Below are 17,229 nucleotides of genomic sequence, written 5' to 3'. Positions count from 1 at the left end.
TTACATCTCCTCCGGGGCGCTGACGCCGAGCAGCGCCAATCCATTGCCAATGACCTGGCGTGTCGCCAGACCCAGCGCCAGCCGCGCATTGCGCAGCTCGGCATCGTCGACCATGACTTTCTGGGCGTTGTAGCAGGTGTGGAAATCGCTGGCGAGCTCGGTCAGATACTGCGCGATCTGATGCGGCTCGCGGCCACGGGCAGCACGCTCGACGCTATCCGGATAGCGTGCCAGCCGATTCATCAGGGCTTTCTCCTGGGGGGCGTCGAGGCGCTCCAGGTTGGCCATCGCGACGCCATGGTCAAAGGCGAGGCCATCATTCTCGGCCTTGCGCAGTACGCTGCAGACGCGGGCATGGGCGTACTGGATGTAGTAGACCGGATTGTCGTTGGTCTGCGAGCGCGCCAGATCGATGTCGAAGGTGAGCTGGGAGTCGGCGCGGCGGGCGGCGAGAAAATAGCGGGTGGCGTCGCGGCCGACTTCATCGATCAGATCGCGCAGCGTGACATAGCTGCCGGCACGCTTGGAGAGCTTGACCTCGACCCCGGAACGGGTCACCAGCACCATCTGGTGCAGCACGTAGTCCGGCCAGCCCTGGGGAATGCCGACTTCCAGCGCCTGCAGCCCGGCGCGAACCCGGGTGACGGTGGAGTGGTGGTCGGCTCCCTGTTCGTCGATCACGGTGGTGAAGCCGCGCTGCCACTTGTTGTAGTGGTAAGCGACGTCGGGCACGAAGTAGGTGTAGTCGCCGTCGGACTTGCGCATCACCCGGTCCTTGTCGTCACCGAAGTCGGTGGTGCGCAGCCACAGGGCGCCATCCGCCTCGTAGGTGTGGCCGCCGGCAACCAGCGCATTGACGGTCTCCTCGACGCGGCCCTCGGCGTAGAGCGAGGACTCCAGGAAATAGACGTCGAACTCGACGCCGAATGCCTTGAGATCCAGGTCCTGCTCGCGGCGGAGGTAGGCCACGGCGAAGGCGCGAATGGCATCGCCGTCGTCCGGGTCGGCCTTGGCGGTGACCTCGCGGTCATCGGCAGTCACGGTTTCACCGCTCAGGTAGGCCTGGGCGACATCGGCGATGTAGTCGCCGCGATAGCCATCCTCGGGCCAGCCCTCGTCATCGGGACCGAGTCCCTGGGCGCGAGCCTGAACCGAGCGCATCAGGTTGTTGATCTGGGCGCCGGCGTCGTTGTAGTAGAACTCGCGGGTGACGTCGAAACCGGTCGCTTCCAGCAACCGGCAGAGACAGTCGCCGATGGCGGCGCCACGACCATGGCCGACGTGCAGCGGCCCGGTGGGGTTGGCGGAGACGAATTCGACCTGGACCTTCTCGCCGGCACCGATCAGGCTGCGGCCGAAGGTGTCGCCGGCGTCGAGAATCTGGCTGACGATGCCGGCGATGGCGTCGGTGGCGGCGAAGAAGTTGATGAAGCCTGGCCCGGCGATCTCGGTGCGGCGAATCGCGTCGTTCTCCGGCAGCGCCGCGATCAGCTTGTCGGCCAGGTCGCGCGGCTTGCAGCCGGCCGGCTTGGCCAGCACCAGCGCCAGGTTGGTGGCGTAGTCGCCGTGGGCCTTGTCGCGGGTCGGATCGACCTTGATGGCGGGGCTCAGGTCGGCCGGCAGCTCGCCTGCGCCCTGGAGCGTGGCGACGGCGGTGTCGAGCAGTTGGGTAATCGTCTCTTTCATGGGCTACTTCATCGTCGTGGGGCCAGGGCCTGTGGCCAGGGGCTCGACCCGGCGCGGGATGCCGCGAATCTGGACGTCGTGACCCTGCCGCCACGACGCTGGTAAAAGGCGGCCATTATCGGTGATTGGCGCAAGGCTTTAAACCCTGATGCTCAGCTTCGAGTTTCGAGTTTCGAGTTTCGAGTTTCGAGTTTCGAGCTTCGAGCTTCGAGCTTCGAGCTTCGAGCTTCGAGCTTCGAGCTTCGAGCTTCGAGCTTCGAGCTTCGAGCTTCGAGCGAAAAATGCCAGCGATGCTGCATTTTTCGCTCGAGGGCAAGATCCTGACTCCCGCGGCTCGCGGCTCGCGGCTCGCGGCTCGCGGCTCGTGATATCAACTCAACGTCATCGGGTCGATATCCAGCGACCAGCGGACACGGCGCGAGGCGGCGCTCTCCATCCAGCCGACCAGCCAGGCACTCGCCTCGTGCAGCGCGCTGCGCTTTTCCGCGGAGAGCATCAGTTGAACATGATAGCGGTTCTGGCGGCGTTCCATCGGGGCGGGAACGGGGCCCAGGCAGTGCACCGGCGACTGGCGTTCGGCGAGCCACTGGCGGACGGCGTCGCCGGCAGCCTCCGCGGCCTGGCGGGCATCCTCCTCGCGAGAGGCCTCGAAACGCGCCAGCGCCAGGTAACGGTAGGGGGGCAGGCCGGCGAGGCGCCGCTCCTCGAGCAGCTGGTAGGCCAGCGCATCGTAGCCGCTGTCCGCCAGCAGCCGCAGGTTGGGGTCGTCGGGATGCAGCGTCTGGACCAGAACGCGACCGGCCCGGTCGGCGCGACCGGCACGACCGGCCACCTGGACCAGCAACTGGGCGCTCTGCTCGAGCGCGCGAAAATCGCTGGCGTAGAGACCGGCGTCGGCATTGACCACCACCACCAGCGTCACGTGAGGAAGATGGTGCCCCTTGGCCAGCATCTGGGTTCCCACCAGCAGGCTCGGTTCGCCGCGTCGAATCTCGGTCAGCAGCTGGTCGAAGGCTTCCTTGCGCCGTGTGCTGTCACGGTCGATGCGATAGACCGGGGTGTCGGGGAACAGAGTGGCGAGTGTCTCCTCGCTGCGCTCGGTACCGGCGCCGAGCGGTCGCAGGTCGGCACTGCCGCAACTCGGGCAGGCGTCCGGCTGCGGCTGCTGGTGTTCGCAGTGATGGCAGACCAGGCGCGGCGGCTGACGATGGAGCGTCATCCGTGAGTCGCAGTGGCGGCACTCGGCAATCCAGCCGCACTGATGACACGCCAGCGACGGCGAGAAGCCGCGTCGGTTGATGAAGACCAGCACCTGCCCCTCGGCTTTCAGTGCCTGACGGATGGCGTCGATCGCCGGCGGGATCAGCCCGCCCTGGCGCTGTCGCCCCCGCAGGTCGACCAGTTCGAGCTTGGCCGGGGCGTGGCGGCTGGGCCGCTGGGTCAGACGAAGATGTCGATAGCGTCCGCTGCGCGCCTGGGCCAGGCTCTCCAGCGACGGGGTGGCACTACCCAGCAGGATCGGTACGCCATCGCGGTGGGCACGGGCCATCGCCAGGTCGCGGGCGTGGTAGCGCAAGCCATCCTGCTGCTTGAACGAGCCGTCGTGCTCCTCGTCGACGATGATCACGCCGGGTCGCGCCAGGGGCGTGAAGATGGCTGAGCGGGTACCGATGACGATCGGCGCGCGCCCGCTGCGGGCGGCCTCCCACGCATCGAGGCGCTCCAGATCGGTGAGGCCCGAGTGCAGCGCCACGACCGGTGCGCGAAAGCGCTTGCGAAAGCGCGACAGGGTCTGCGGTGTCAGGCCGATCTCGGGCACCAGCACCAGCGCCTGACGGCCCTGGCCCAGCACCGCCTCGATCAGTTGCAGGTAGACCTCTGTCTTGCCGCTTCCCGTGACGCCATGGAGAAGGCAGGGGTGAAAGCGGTCCAGTCCTTCGTGGAGTGCCGCGAGCGCGGCGGCCTGTTCCCGGTTGAGCGGCAGAGCCGGCTCGGCGAGCAGCGCACCCGACCAGCCTTCGCTGGCGGTCAGCGGTTCACTGGTGCAAGTGACCAGCGACTTGTCGAGCAGCCCCAGCAGCAGCGGGCGCGCATACCCCTGCGCGGTGATGGCGGAGGTGACCATGCCGTGGCGATGCTGGGCCAGCAGCCGGACCAGTTCGCGTTGGCGTGGTGCGCGGCTCAAGGCATCGAGGGCGGCGGCCTCGGGAGCGTTCAGCTGCCACCGCTCGCGGCTGCGTGCCTCGAGCGGTCGTCCCTGGCGCAGAGGCCCGGGCAGGGCGTGATGCAGCGTATCGCCCAGCGAGTGTTGATAGTAGCGGGCGGTGAATTGGCAGAGCCATAGCCAGTCAGCCGGTAGCGGCTCGTCGTCGAGCCGTTCCGTGATCGGTTTCAGTTGGCTGGCCGGCAGTTCGCTCTCCATCGCGCACTCCATCACGATCCCGACCAGATAACGTCGCCCGAACGGAATCTTGACCCGCAGGCCGGGGCACCAACCGCCGGCAGGGGGCTGGCCCGCGGGGCGATAGTCGAACAGTCGCCTCAGCGGCGTGGGAACGGCGATACGAAGAATCCGAGGCACGGGCGTTGCCGCGCTCCCGGGGGCGGTACTGGAATCTGCCAATTGGCCTCCGTGAACAATTCTGCTAAAATGCGCCGCCTTCCGACGTAGGGTGCGTCTCTTATCCGTGATATCGCCATCGCCAGACGATGCGGGTTACGGGATTCTAGGCGGGCCGGTCGCGCGGGAGTGAACCGCGATTCCCTATCCGTGTACGGTGCCTGGCAACAGATCAGGTGGCGGTACACCGCAAAGCGAGGCTTCACGATGAAACAGTCTATTCATCCCGAATACAAGACAGTCACGGCGACTTGTTCCTGTGGCGCGACCCATTCGATCGGCACCACGGCCAGCGAAGACTTCCACGTCGACGTCTGCTCGCAGTGTCACCCGTTCTACACCGGCAAGCAGAAGCAGGCGACCACCGGTGGCCGCGTCGAGCGTTTCAACAAGCGCTTCGGAGCTGCGGTTCGTCGCGGTTGAGATCGCGTCACGCCGAGAACCGAACGGTTGTCGAGAAGCCCGCCTTCATGGCGGGCTTTTTCATGCCCGATCGCCGGATACCGTTGCCGCAAAGAGGGCGGGCCCTTCAGGCCGGGCGTCAGCGTCCGAGGCGATGGATAAGGGATGTTTTATGGCTGGGTGTCCAGGTATAAGTGTCGCCAAATGCATCGAAGTGATTCAAACAGGCACTTAAAATTCGCGAAAGAAGGGAAAAGGGTGAAAGTTGTATGGGTTGCCTTTTTTCTATAATCTGGCGCGACTCCATGGCACGACGATGCCGAAATACCTCACCCTCCATCGGGAAATCTCTCTCATGAGTGACGATAAAAGACAGGCGGCGCTCGATTATCATGCCAAGCCGATTCCGGGCAAGCTGTCGGTCGAACTGACCAAGCCGACCGAAACCGCCAAGCATCTGTCGCTGGCCTACAGCCCCGGTGTCGCGGAACCGTGCAGGGAGATCGCCCTGGATCCGGAAAATGCCTATCTCTACACCGGCAAGGGCAATCTGGTGGCCGTCGTCTCCGACGGCAGCGCTATCCTGGGCCTGGGGAATCTCGGTCCCCTGGCGAGCAAGCCGGTCATGGAGGGCAAGGGAGTCCTGTTCAAGCGCTTCGCCGGCATCAACTCGGTGGATATCGAGGTCGAAGCCGATTCCGCCCAGGCCTTCATCGATACGGTTGCCAACATCGCCAACACCTGGGGTGGGATCAATCTCGAGGATATCAAGGCGCCGGAGTGTTTCGAGATCGAGGCGGCGCTCAAGCAGCGCTGCGACATCCCGGTGTTTCACGACGACCAGCACGGCACCGCGATCGTGACCGCCGCGGGCCTGCTCAACGCCCTGGAGATCGCCGGCAAGACACTGGCGACCGCGCGTATCGTCTGCCTGGGGGCGGGATCCGCCGCCATCGCCTGCATGAAGCTGCTGATCGAGTGTGGCGCCAGGGCCGAGAACATCTTCATGCTGGATCGCAATGGCGTCATTCACAGCGGTCGCAGCGATCTCAACCAGTACAAGGCCCAGTTCGCTACCGAAACGCCGCTGCGCACGCTGGATGAGGCGATCGAGGGTGCCGATGTCTTCGTCGGGCTCTCCGGACCGAATCTGTTCAAGCCCGAGCAGCTCGAGAGGATGGCGGCCGACCCGATCGTGTTTGCCTGTTCCAATCCGGATCCCGAAATCCATCCCGATGTCGCCCGCGCAACCCGCAGCGACGTGATCATCGGCACGGGGCGCTCCGACTACCCCAATCAGGTCAACAACGTACTGGGGTTCCCGTTCATCTTCCGCGGCGCGCTGGATGTCCGGGCCACGGCCATCAACGAAAGGATGAAGATTGCCGCCGTTCACGCGCTGAAGGATCTAGCACGCGAGCCGGTGACGAAAGAGGTGCTGGATGCCTACGAACTCGAGTCGCTGGAGTTCGGTCGTGGCTACATCATCCCCACGCCGGTGGATTCGCGTCTGCTGGAGAAGATTCCGGCGGCGGTGGCCCAGGCCGCGGTGGAGTCCGGCGTCGCGAAGAAGCCGTATCCCGCTCACTATCCGCTGAAGAGCGTCAAGGAGATCTACGGCTGAACTGGCCGATCGAACCCTGTTCGACGCAGAAGCCGCCCCAGCCGGGCGGCTTCTGCGTTTTTTGGCGATGCGCACGACCTCACGGGATCATTGCCGCTCGTGGCTCGTGGCTCGTGGCTCGTGGCTCGTGGCTCGTGGCTCGTGGCTCGTGGCTCGTGGCTCGTGGCTCGTGGCTCGTGGCTCGTGGCTCGTGGCTGCCGTCACCAGCCATAGAGAATCGAGACCGAGGTCGTGGTGTCGGTGCGTGCTTCGGCGCCCGGCGGCGGATGAGTGTTGCTCCTGGCATCGTAGGAGACGCGCAGCGCGAGGTGAGAGTTCAATTGCGACGTGATCGACGAGAGTGAACGGGTAGTGACACTGATGTGAGTCGCTTCCGCCGACAGCTCCTGATCGAAGGAGATGTCGTCACTGAAGTTGTAGGTATAGTCCAGCGCCGCGTAGGCCAGCGCCAGATCGTCGCTGCTGCCGCCTTCGTAAGCGTCGTCATCGTCATCGTCGTTGTCGTCGGCATAGACGTCATGGCGATAGCCCGGCCCGACCTCGGCCGAGAGGGTGTGCGTCGGACCGACCAGGATCTGGCGCCCGTAACCGGCAATGGTCGTGAACTGCGAGTCGTAGCCGCTGAATCGGTCACGCTCCCAGCGTGCAAAGCCGAACAGGTAGTTGTCGTCCGCCAGCTCGTAGCGCTCGCGGGCGCCAACCAGGTATCGCTCCGACGTGGTGTTGTCGTTGTCCTGGACGCTGCGGGTCTCGGCGCGAAAAGTGTGGGTATAGCGACCGGTCAGCCAGGTCAGGCGTCCCTTGGCGAGCAGGGTCTGGGTGTTGGTGTTGCCGGTCAGCTTGGTGTAGCCGAGTTCCGCGCTGCCACTGAAGTTGGGCGCATTTTCGTCCGGTGCCGGCGGCGCGTAGAAAAGGTCCGCATATGATGGGGATGCCATCAGGCAGGAGACCAGCAGCCACCAGCGGCAACTAGGCAGGGGCATGACATCTCTCTCAGCTTCGCTGCGACGTCCTGTTGCGGTGAAGAGCGAGTGTGGAACGAATGGGTCGGGGCTCGAGGCCCCGACCAATGTATCAGAAGATGGCTTCGAAAGTGCCAGTGCCTTGCGAACCGCTCTCATCTTCCAGTTCAGGGCGGATCCCGCGAGGTTGGTACTCGGGCAGATTGTCCTTGCGGAAGATCTCGCTGATGCCGCCGGACTGATCGTCATGCAGCCGCTTGCCGGTTTTCGGATCGATGCGTACCTGGACGATATCATCGGGCGCCTTCGGAATGACCTCGGGGGTCCCTTTCAGGGCCGGTCCCATGAACGCCTTCCAGATCGGCAGGGCGGCTTGTGCACCATATTCCGCGGTCGTGGTGTTGTCGTCCTTGCCGACCCATACCGTCGTGACGAGTGAGTTGTTGAAACCGGAGAACCAGGCGTCACGCTGATCGTTGGTGGTGCCGGTCTTGCCGACGATGTCGGCACGGTCGAGCGACAGCGCGCCGCGCCCGGTGCCACGCTCGATGACGTCCCGCAGGATGCTGCGCAGGATGTAGAGCGCATCCGGGTCGACCACTCTGGGGGCGATGCGGCGTGGTTCGCCGTCGACTTCGGTCTGGGTTGCATCGGGCGCGCAGTCGCGGCAGGCCACCAGCGGGTTGGCCTTTTCGACCACGGTGTTCTGGCTGCCTTGGGTGACCTGTTGGATGTACCAGGGCGAGACCTGGAAGCCGCCGTTGGCCAGTACCGCGTAGGCGTTGGCGATCTCCAGCGGCGTCAGCGAGGCACTGCCCAGTGCCAGCGACAACCCGTGCGGCAGGCGGTCCCGGGAGAAGCCGAAGCGCTCGAGGAAGTTCAACGCGTTGTCGAGCCCCAGCGACTGCAGTACGCGAATGGTCACCAGGTTACGCGAGGTGTAAAGCCCGACCCTCAGGCGCGTCGGCCCCTGGAACTGGCGCTCGGCGTTCTCGGGGCGCCAGTCGTCACCGCTGTACTGGGACATCACCACCGGGGCATCGTTGATGATCGTCGCCGCGGTCATGCCGCCTTCCTCCAGCGCCGCCAGATAGACGAAGGGCTTGAAGTTGGAGCCGACCTGGCGCTGCGCCTGAATCGCGCGGTTGAACTTGCTGGCGGCAAAGCTGAAGCCGCCCTGCAGCGCCTCGATGGCACCGGTCTGCGGGTCGAGCACCACGATCGCGCCCTCGGCACCGGGACGCTGCGACAGCCGCCAGCTGTCGCCGCTCTTCAGAATGCGGACCAGGTCGCCGCGCTGGGCGATCGCCTCGGCATTGGCGGGCACGTCGCCCCGCCATTTGGCGCTGTGGTAGACGCGGGCCCACTTGAGGCCGTCCCAGTCCAGCGTGATGACCTTGCCGTCGGCATTGAGCACGCGCATCTGCTTGCCGTCGGTCTCGGTCACGATGGCCGGCTGGAGCGGGCCGTAGGCCGGCGTGCGTTCCAGCACCTTGAGCCAGTTGCTGACGTCGCCATCGACCCCTTCGATGTTGGCCTCGCTGCTCTGGGCTGCCTGGCGGGCGGTCTGGATGACCTCCGGGGACTCCGAGAGCTCCTCTTCCAGGCCCTGCCGCTCGGTGCGATCCTGCGCTTCGACCAGGCTCGGAGGCACATCCTTCTCCTCCGGTCCACGCCAGCCGTGGCGGGTGTCGTAGTCGATCAGGCCCTGTACCAGCGCATTGCGGGCCTCGGTCTGCAGACGACTGTCGAGCGTGGTCGTGATGCGGATGTTGTCGGTGTAGGCCTTGTCACCGAACCGCTCGACCGCATAGGCGCGTGCCATTTCAGCGACATAGGGAGCGTCGACCTCCGACTGCGCAACATGGCGGCTGGCCGTGATCGGCGCCTTGACGGCCTGTTCGTAGCTGGCCTGGTCGATCGAGCCGAGCTCACGCATGCGGTAGAGGATCCAGTTGCGTCGGATCAGGGCGCGCTCGGGGTTGGCCAGCGGATTGAAGCTGGAGGGGGCCTTGGGGAGGCCCGCGATCATGGCGTACTGCGGTAGCGTCAGATCGGCCAGCGGCTTGCCGTAGTAGGTATTGGCAGCGGCGGCGACGCCGTAGGAGCGGTGGCCCAGATAGATCTTGTTGACATAGAGCTCGAGAATCTCCGGCTTGCTCAGGATCTGCTCCATCTGCAGCGCCAGCAGGATCTCGCGGATCTTGCGGGTGAAGGTCTGATCCAGGGTCAGCAGGTAGTTGCGCGCCACCTGCATGGTGATGGTGCTGCCACCGGACTGGATGCCCCCGGAAGAGGCCAATTCCACCGCCGCGCGCAGCAGACCTTTCGGATCGACGCCGGGGTGGTTGTAGAAGTTGGCATCCTCGGCCGCCAGTAGCGCATCGATCAGCGGTTTCGGGATCTGATCGTAGCTGATCGGCATCCGGCGCTCCTCGCCATATTCGCCGATCAGCTTGTCGTCCTCGGTGTAGATTCGCAGCGGTGTCTGAAGCTCGTAGTTCTGGAGCTGGCGCACATCCGGCAGGCCAGGCGCGAAATAGAGCCCTGCGCCGACGACTGCCAGCACGACTCCGGCGCATAGCGACAGCAGCAGCCAGAAGGCGGTCGTCAGTAAGCGGGTAAAAAGCTTCATAGAAAGAGGTGATCCTTGACTGGTGGCGGTCCGGCCGCGAGCGTGCCCGCTATCCCTAGCTTCGGACATGATTCAGTACCGGGGCATTATATGGATGCGATAGAGCCGGGGCCAGTTTCGTACCCGCCGCTTCCTGCAAGCAACGAGAAATAAGTGTAACGAAATGTCTCAAGTTGCCCGTCGGGCCGCCGTTAACTTCGATTAGGATTTTCGAGTTCCGGCGAGGTGAGACAGTGTTGCGCTTGAAAAGATCCTCCCATGGATTGGTCGGGGTGGACATTACCTCCGCTACCGTCAAGCTGCTGGAGCTGGAGCGTCACGCCGGCGGCCTGAGAATCGACAGCTACGCGGTTCGTCCCCTGCGCGAGGGGGCTGTCGTCGAGAGACGAATCCGCGACAAGAGCGAGGTCGTTGATACGCTGCGCCGGGCGGTCGAGCATGCGCAACCGCGGTCTCGCCGCGCCGTGGTGGCGGTGCCCAACTCGGCTGCCATCACTCGGGTGCTGTCGCTGCCGGTCTCGCTCAGCGACGAGGAGATCGAAGCCCGGATCCAGATGGAGTCCGAAAAGTACATTCCGTTCCCGCTCAACGAAGTTGCCTTCGACTTCCAGCGCATGCATCGCCATGCCCGCTATCCCGATCAGCAGGAGATCCTGCTGGTGGCCTGCCGTCTGCAGGATATCGAGACGCTCACCTCGACCATGGAAGCGGTGGGGCTTGAGGCGGTGGCCGTGGATGTGGAGGGCTTCGCGCTGGAGCGGGTCTGCCGTGCCCTGCGGGAGGCGGAGGAAGAGGATGACAGCACGGCGCTGGTCGACATCGGCGCCAATCTCTGTGCCTTCCACGTCCTCAAGGGCGGCCGGATCGTCTACAGCCGGGACAATCTCTGTGGCGGGCGGCAGCTCACCGATGCCATCAGCAAGCGCTACGGGATGAGTTTCGACGAAGCCGGCCGGGCCAAGAAGCGAGGTGGGTTGCCCGACGACTATCGCCAGCAGGTGCTGTTGCCGTTCATCGACACCCTGATCCAGCACGTCGGCCGCTCGTTGCAGCTCTACTACACCGCTGCGGGCCAGCAGCAGGTTCGACGCCTCGTTCTCGCCGGCGGATCCAGCGCGCTGCCGGGGTTCGCCGAGCGGCTGCGTGCCCAGAGCGGCCTCGAGGCGACGCTCGCCAATCCCTTTCACCAGATGCGGGTCCATTCGCGGCTGGACGTGGGCGCCCTGGCCGCGGACGCGCCGGCGATGCTCACTGCCTGCGGCCTCGCCATGCGAGCCCTGTCATGAGGATCGAGATCAATCTCCTGCCTTGGCGGGAGCAGCGTCGCGTCCACCGGACTCGTCGGTTCAAGCAGGGCTTGCTGCTGATGCTGCTGGTGGGCCTGCTGCTCGGCTGGGGCCTCTCCCTGCATGAAAAGTCGCTGGTTCGCGCGGGGCAGGCCCGGGTCGCGCTGATTCAGCGCGATACCGAGGCCCTCACCCGCGATATCCAGGCGATGCGCGATTTCCGCGAGCTGCGGGAGCGCATGCTGAAGCAGATCGAAGTGATCGGCGAGCTCCAGTCGAGCCGACCGCTGACCATTCGTGTCCTCGATCAACTGACGGCCACGCTGGTCGATGGCGTCTATTACACCGAGCTGGAGCGCAAGGAGAGCCGGCTCGAACTCAGCGGCGTCGCGGCTTCCAATCGTCAGGTATCCGACCAGATGCGAGCGCTGGATCACAGTCCGGCGTTCGCCACCCCGCTGCTCTCGGACGTGCAGTCGGCAGAAGGGCCCGCGGCGGCCAAGCGTTTTCACATGAGTGTCGATCAGCACCCGGTCGATGGCAGCGTGACGGGGGCCGGGTCGTGAGGCGTCCGACGATGCGCCTCCGGAGCGTGACGAGGCTGCGCGCGACGGCGGGCGAACAGTGGCGCCAGTTGCGTGAACTGCAGTGGCGCGAACTGGATATCAAGGAGGCCGGCAACTGGCCCGCCGGCCTGCAGGTGATGATCGCCGCGGCGCTCCTGTTGGCGTCGTTCTGGGGGGCGCAGTGGTTGCTGGCCTCATCGCCCCGGGAAGTGCATCAGCGGTTGATGGTGCAGGAGCAGCAGGCGCTGCAGCGCTTCGAGACGCTCTCCTACCAGGCCGTCAATCTCCCGGCGATGAAACGCCAGATGAGCGAGCTGCAGGCCCGGATGCAGCGGGTGCTCGAAATGCTGCCCAGCGATGCGGAGGTGCCGGCGCTGCTGGACGCCATCAGTGACGCGGCGCGCGAGCAGCAGCTCGATATCGATAGCCTCAAGTTGCGCCCGGCAGTGGAGCGGGAGTTCTACATCGAGCAGCCCTTCGACATCCAGGTGCGCGGAGACTTCCATCAGATTGCCTCGTTTCTGGCTCGGGTCGCCGCCATGCCGCGTATCGTCACGCTGCACGATTTCATACTGACGCCGGTGGAGGATCGTCTCCGGCTGTCGATGCTGGCCAAGACCTACCGGTATCGAGAGGACGCCGGACCCGGCGTCGATGCCAAGCCGGGGAGGGGGAAATCGTGAGCGTGAATCGCCTCTTGCTGGTCGGGATGCTCATCGCCAGTGGCCTGCTCGCCGGATGTCAGGGTGCCGACCTGGGAGCGCTGGAGACGCAGCTGGACGCCCTGCGACACAAGCCCGAGGGGCAGATCGCCGCGCTGCCGCAGATGCCGCAATACGCCACCGCCGACTATGACCAGAGCCAGCGTCGCAGCCCTTTCGTGGCCGAGCACGACGAGCCGGTCGAACCGGTGGACAGGGCGCCGCTACCCGATGCCGATCGACCGCGCCAGCCTCTGGAGGCCTTCGAGCTCGATAGCCTGACCCTGGTCGGTACCTTGACGGTGGGCAACACCCCGTCGGGCCTGGTCGCGGCGCCGGATGGCCGGGTCCATCGACTGTTCGAGGGCGACTATCTGGGCCGGGATTACGGCAGGGTCGTTGATGTCGAGTCGCGTGCACTGGCGCTGGTCGAGACCGTGCGGGACCCCCAGGGGGGCTGGACCGAACGCCGCCAGCGTCTGGCAATGGCACCACAAGAATCCGACGGTGCCAGCCGGCGGCAACCATAGCAGGGGAATCCATGACTCTTCGACGGCATTTCGCCGATTTGATCGCGACGCTGATTCTGTGGGCGGTGGCGCTCCCCGCCTCGGCGGCCTCCACCCTGACCGCGATGACATTCACCGACCAGGGCTCGGGCCGCCTGGACGTGGGCCTCGACTTCGTCGGTGGCGTTCCGGAGGTTCGCGGTTATCGCACGGACTCTCCGCCCCGGCTGGCGCTGGATCTGCTGCAGACCCGGAGCGGTCTGTCCCAGCCGAGCTTCGCCATCGACAGCGCAGGAGTCAGCGGTGTCAGGGTGCTGGAGGCCGGGGCGCGCACGCGCCTGGTATTCGAGCTGGAGTCGACGACCGGCTACCGGATCGAGCGAATGTCGGACCGGGTCGTCGTTCACCTGGGTGTCGACTCCGGCGTATCACCAACAGCGGCCTCGTCCGCCGAAAGTGTCGACGCCCCGGAGAGGGTGTCGGCGGAGCCCCGCGTCACCGCGATCGATTTTCGTCGCGGCACGGGGGGCGAGGGGCAGCTGCAACTGGAACTCGATCGTGCCGGGGTCGCCGCCGAAGTCACCGGCCAGGGGCGGCAGGTTTCGGTCACGTTGCCGGGTGTCACCCTGCCCGATGAACAGTATCAGACGCTCGATGTCGCGGACTTCGGCACCCGCGTCCAGCGTATCGTGCCGCGGCGCAGCGCGGGCGGGGTGACCTTCGACATCTCCGCATCCAGTGCCGTGGAGCCGCTGGTGACGCAGAACGGGCGTCGCCTGACGATCGATCTGGCGGCCATGGGAACGATCGCGCGTCCCGAGCCGGAGGATCGACCCAGTTACACCGGGCACCGCATCACGCTAAATTTTCAGGACATCCCGGTTCGTGACGTGCTGTCGATCATTGCCGAGGAGTCCGGGCTCAACGTCGTGGCCAGCGACGGTGTGCAGGGGAACGTGACCCTCAATCTCACCGACGTGCCTTGGGATCAGGCGCTCGACCTCGTGCTGCGCAACCACGGCCTGTCGGCCCGGCGCGAAGGCAACGTGATGATGGTGGCGCCCACCGGCGAGCTGGCGAGCCTGCAGCGTCAGACGCTGGAAACCCGCGAGCAGTCCGAGCAACTGGCGCCGCTGAGCACGGAGTTCGTGCAGATTCGCTATGCCAAGGCCGACTCCCTCGCCGCGCTGCTGCGCGGCGGGGAGGGGGTAGGGATGATGTCGGAGCGTGGCCGGGTCACCGTCGATCCGCGCACCAATACGCTGATCCTGCAGGATACGCGCGATCAGCTGGACGCGATCCGACGGACCATCGACCACCTCGATGTCCCGGTGCGCCAGGTGCAGATCGAGGCTCGCATCGTGATCGCGAGGGATAGTGCGACCCACGAGCTGGGCGTCAACTGGGGGCTTTCCTCGCCAAGGGGCCGTCGCTTCGATCTGAGCGGGGCGGCCGACGGCAATCCTTCGACGGTGCCGACGACCTCGGATGACCCCGCTCCTTATGGCGGCGGATTGGCGGTCGATCTGGGCAATGCGACCAATCCGGCCAGCGCCTTCAGTTTCGGCTATCTCTCCGGAGATGTGTTGATCGACCTCGAGTTGCGTGCCCTGGAGAGCGAGGGCAAGAGCCAGACCATCTCCCAGCCCAAGGTGATTACCGCCAACCAGCGCACCGCGGTGATCAAGCAGGGGCAGGAGGTGCCGTATCAGGAGGCCTCCTCCAGCGGCGCGACGACCACCGAATTCAAGGAGGCGGTGCTGTCGCTCGAGGTGACGCCGCAGATCACGCCCGACGATCGCATCATCATGGATCTGCGCATCAACAACGACGATATTTCCGATACGCGATTCGATGGCGCGCCGGCGATCGATACCAACGAGATACAGACCCAGGTACTGGTCGACAACGGCGAGACCGTGGTGCTTGGCGGGATTCTGACCTCCGAGCAGCTGCGTACGCTGTTCAAGACCCCGTTCCTGGGCGACATTCCCGTACTGGGCAATCTCTTCCGCTATACCCAGGAAAGCAACGAGAAGGTAGAATTGCTGGTATTCATCACGCCCAAGATCATCGAGGACGGACTGGCCATTCGCTGATGCGGTCGCTTCCCAATCTTTTTCTCATCGGTCCCATGGGGGCCGGCAAAAGCACAATCGGCCGCCTTCTGGCGGCCGAATTGCAGCGCGAATTCCTGGATAGCGACCATCAGATAGAGGGTCGATGCGGGGCGAACATCCCATGGATTTTCGACGTCGAGGGCGAGCAGGGGTTTCGTGATCGAGAGACGGCCATGCTCGACGAACTCACCCAGCGCAGCGAAGTCGTGATGGCGACGGGTGGCGGTGCGATCATGCGTGAAGTCAATCGGCAGCTGCTGCGGGAGCGGGGTACGGTGATCTACCTGGCCACCACCGTCGAGCAGCAGATTCGACGCACCTCGCGGGATCGCAACCGGCCGCTGCTGCAGAATGCCAACCCGGAGCAGGTGCTGAGGGATCTGTTCGCGATCCGCGACCCGCTCTATCGGGCCACGGCGGATGTGATCGTGCGGACGGATCGCCGCGGTCCCAGAAGCGTGGTCGGTGATATCCTGCGCCGTGTCTCCCGTCTCGCCGAGCCGCTCGGTGACTCGTCGCCACTCTCTCACCAAAGGTAATCCCCATGTCGTCAGTCTCTTCGCTTTCGGTGGAATCGCTGAGCGTTTCCCTGGGCGAGCGCAGTTATCCGATTCATGTCGGCGCGGGCGTTCTGGCGAGTCGGGAGCATCTGCTGCCTTATCTGGCGGGCCGCCAGGTGATGATCGTGACCAACGAGGTGATCGCCCCGCATTACCTGGCGGCGCTCAAGCAGACGCTGGCCGGTGCCGATCTCGAGATCCGGGAAGTCATTTTGCCCGATGGTGAGGCGACCAAGACGCTGGCATCGGTCGAGCGGATCTGGGACGCCCTGCTGGCTGCCGGCTTCAATCGCCGCTGCACGCTGATCGCGTTGGGTGGCGGCGTCATCGGCGACATGGCGGGGTATGCAGCCGCCAGCTATCAGCGCGGTGTCGCGTTCATCCAGATTCCCACCACGCTGCTGGCTCAGGTCGACTCCTCCGTGGGCGGCAAGACGGGGGTCAATCACCCGCGTGGCAAGAACATGATCGGCGCGTTCTGGCAGCCTCGGGCGGTGATCGTCGACACCGACACCTTGCGAACGCTGCCGGCCCGGGAGCTGTCCGCAGGGTTGGCGGAGGTGATCAAGTACGGCCTGATCTGGGACCTCTCCTTCCTCGAGTGGCTGGAGGAGAACCTGGCCGCACTCCGGGCGCTCGACGAGGCCGCCATCCGCCACGCCATTCGTCGCAGTTGCGAGATCAAGGCGGAAGTCGTCGCCGAGGACGAGACCGAGCAGGGCGTGCGGGCGCTGCTCAACCTGGGGCATACCTTCGGTCACGCCATCGAAGCGCACCAGGGCTACGGCAACTGGCTGCACGGTGAAGCGGTGGGCGCCGGCATGATGATGGCGGCCCGACTATCCGCCGACCGCGGCTGGCTGAGCGAGGCCGATGTCGAGCGCGTCGCGGCGATTCTGATCGCGGCGGATCTCCCGGTCACGGCTCCGGCCAACATGCAGGCCGGGGATTTTCTCTCTCGCATGCGCCTCGACAAGAAGAACCTCGACAGCCGGTTGCGGCTGATTCTGCTCGAGGCGCTGGGGCGCGCCGTGATCCGGGACGATACCGAGGCCGAGCTGCTCCAGCGACTGCTGGAACGCTTTCCGCGAGCCTGATGCGCTACGGCGCCGACATCTCTCTCTTCACCGGTTCCATCCTATCCTCCTTCCCCGCCGCGCTATCCCGGCGGCGCTATCCCGGCGGCGCCGGTCGCCGGCCCGTGCCGTTCGCAGAAACCGCTTCGAAAATTGACGCTGCTCCGGTAGAGCCTCGCCATGGTCTTGCAGGGTGACTAGTCGTGGAACTCGCCTGGCCACAATCAAGGTGTCGACAGCTGTTCTTTCCGAACGTTGTCGATATAATTGGTATGCTCCATGCCGTATCGGTATGGGTGTCGCGCCTGGGTCTCACGACGATCCGGGCCATTACGCGCAAGGCATTAGACTTTGGTCTATGTCGAAGTCTAAGCCTTTGTGCTAGCAGTGTATTTTGGTTGGTTCTTTCGCTAAGTCTTCGATTTTAAATGTATTTGCAGCGAGAAAGCCCGGTGCTCGAATTGCGCTGAAGAGGCTGACTG

General features: G+C 65.1%; 13 protein-coding genes. 9 read left to right on the top strand and 4 right to left on the bottom strand.

What is annotated here, in order from left to right; genetic code table 11:
* Both argS and AAGT95_RS00720 read right to left on the bottom strand, forming a co-directional pair.
* The gene (gene argS / locus AAGT95_RS00725) at nucleotides 1–1,686 is read right to left on the bottom strand and encodes an arginine--tRNA ligase (protein WP_342595193.1); all 1,686 of its coding nucleotides are present in this window, start codon (nucleotides 1,684–1,686) and stop codon (nucleotides 1–3) included.
* 370 nt (nucleotides 1,687–2,056) lie between these two features.
* Nucleotides 2,057–4,267, bottom strand: a complete 2,211-nt coding sequence (locus tag AAGT95_RS00720; protein WP_425356041.1) for a primosomal protein N' — start codon at nucleotides 4,265–4,267, stop codon at nucleotides 2,057–2,059.
* Nucleotides 4,268–4,513: 246 nt separating this feature from the next.
* Here AAGT95_RS00720 and rpmE point away from each other — a divergent pair, with 246 nt between their 5' ends.
* The gene (gene rpmE / locus AAGT95_RS00715) at nucleotides 4,514–4,729 is read left to right on the top strand and encodes a 50S ribosomal protein L31 (protein ID WP_110603446.1); all 216 of its coding nucleotides are present in this window, start codon (nucleotides 4,514–4,516) and stop codon (nucleotides 4,727–4,729) included.
* A gap of 334 nt (nucleotides 4,730–5,063) precedes the next feature.
* A complete protein-coding gene (locus AAGT95_RS00710) occupies nucleotides 5,064–6,332 on the top strand; it encodes a malic enzyme-like NAD(P)-binding protein (protein ID WP_342595191.1) in 1,269 nt (422 codons plus the stop codon).
* A 200-nt stretch (nucleotides 6,333–6,532) separates the two neighbouring features.
* Here AAGT95_RS00710 and AAGT95_RS00705 read toward each other — a convergent pair whose 3' ends face one another.
* Both AAGT95_RS00705 and AAGT95_RS00700 read right to left on the bottom strand, forming a co-directional pair.
* Complete coding sequence (locus tag AAGT95_RS00705) at nucleotides 6,533–7,315, bottom strand: DUF481 domain-containing protein (protein WP_342595190.1); 783 nt, start codon at nucleotides 7,313–7,315, stop codon at nucleotides 6,533–6,535.
* 91 nt (nucleotides 7,316–7,406) lie between these two features.
* Complete coding sequence (locus tag AAGT95_RS00700) at nucleotides 7,407–9,929, bottom strand: penicillin-binding protein 1A (protein ID WP_110598939.1); 2,523 nt, start codon at nucleotides 9,927–9,929, stop codon at nucleotides 7,407–7,409.
* A 236-nt stretch (nucleotides 9,930–10,165) separates the two neighbouring features.
* On the opposite strand from AAGT95_RS00700, the gene pilM reads away from it, so the two are divergent.
* The 7 genes from pilM to aroB are packed head-to-tail and all read left to right on the top strand — an operon-like array spanning nucleotide 10,166 to nucleotide 16,768.
* Nucleotides 10,166–11,215 carry a type IV pilus assembly protein PilM gene (pilM, locus tag AAGT95_RS00695; RefSeq protein WP_110598937.1) on the top strand — a complete coding sequence of 350 codons (1,050 nt, stop codon included), beginning with the start codon at nucleotides 10,166–10,168 and terminating at the stop codon, nucleotides 11,213–11,215.
* Nucleotides 11,212–11,781 (top strand): PilN domain-containing protein, encoded by a 570-nt coding sequence (locus AAGT95_RS00690; RefSeq protein ID WP_110598935.1) that lies wholly within the window; start codon nucleotides 11,212–11,214, stop codon nucleotides 11,779–11,781. The genes pilM and AAGT95_RS00690 overlap by 4 nt, the downstream gene beginning before the upstream one ends.
* 11 nt (nucleotides 11,782–11,792) lie before the next feature.
* On the top strand, nucleotides 11,793–12,464 hold the full coding sequence (locus AAGT95_RS00685; protein ID WP_342595189.1) for a type 4a pilus biogenesis protein PilO: 672 nt from the start codon (nucleotides 11,793–11,795) through the stop codon (nucleotides 12,462–12,464).
* Nucleotides 12,465–12,466: 2 nt separating this feature from the next.
* Nucleotides 12,467–13,012 (top strand): pilus assembly protein PilP, encoded by a 546-nt coding sequence (locus tag AAGT95_RS00680; RefSeq protein ID WP_342595188.1) that lies wholly within the window; start codon nucleotides 12,467–12,469, stop codon nucleotides 13,010–13,012.
* An 11-nt stretch (nucleotides 13,013–13,023) separates the two neighbouring features.
* Entirely contained in the window at nucleotides 13,024–15,090 is a 2,067-nt protein-coding gene (gene pilQ / locus AAGT95_RS00675) for a type IV pilus secretin PilQ (protein ID WP_342595187.1), read from the top strand.
* Complete coding sequence (gene aroK / locus AAGT95_RS00670; protein ID WP_110598929.1) at nucleotides 15,090–15,650, top strand: shikimate kinase AroK; 561 nt, start codon at nucleotides 15,090–15,092, stop codon at nucleotides 15,648–15,650. Before pilQ ends, aroK begins: the two co-directional genes overlap by 1 nt.
* 5 nt (nucleotides 15,651–15,655) lie before the next feature.
* Nucleotides 15,656–16,768: a 3-dehydroquinate synthase gene (aroB, locus tag AAGT95_RS00665; protein ID WP_342595186.1), complete on the top strand. Its 1,113-nt coding sequence runs from the start codon at nucleotides 15,656–15,658 to the stop codon at nucleotides 16,766–16,768.
* The last annotated feature ends 461 nt before the right edge of the window (nucleotides 16,769–17,229 follow it).

Source organism: Salinicola lusitanus, from assembly GCF_038648475.1.
GTDB classification, from domain to species: Bacteria; Pseudomonadota; Gammaproteobacteria; order Pseudomonadales; family Halomonadaceae; genus Salinicola; species Salinicola lusitanus.
Note: the sequence above shows the minus strand (reverse complement) of the source record. Positions and strands in the feature narration are given on the sequence as shown.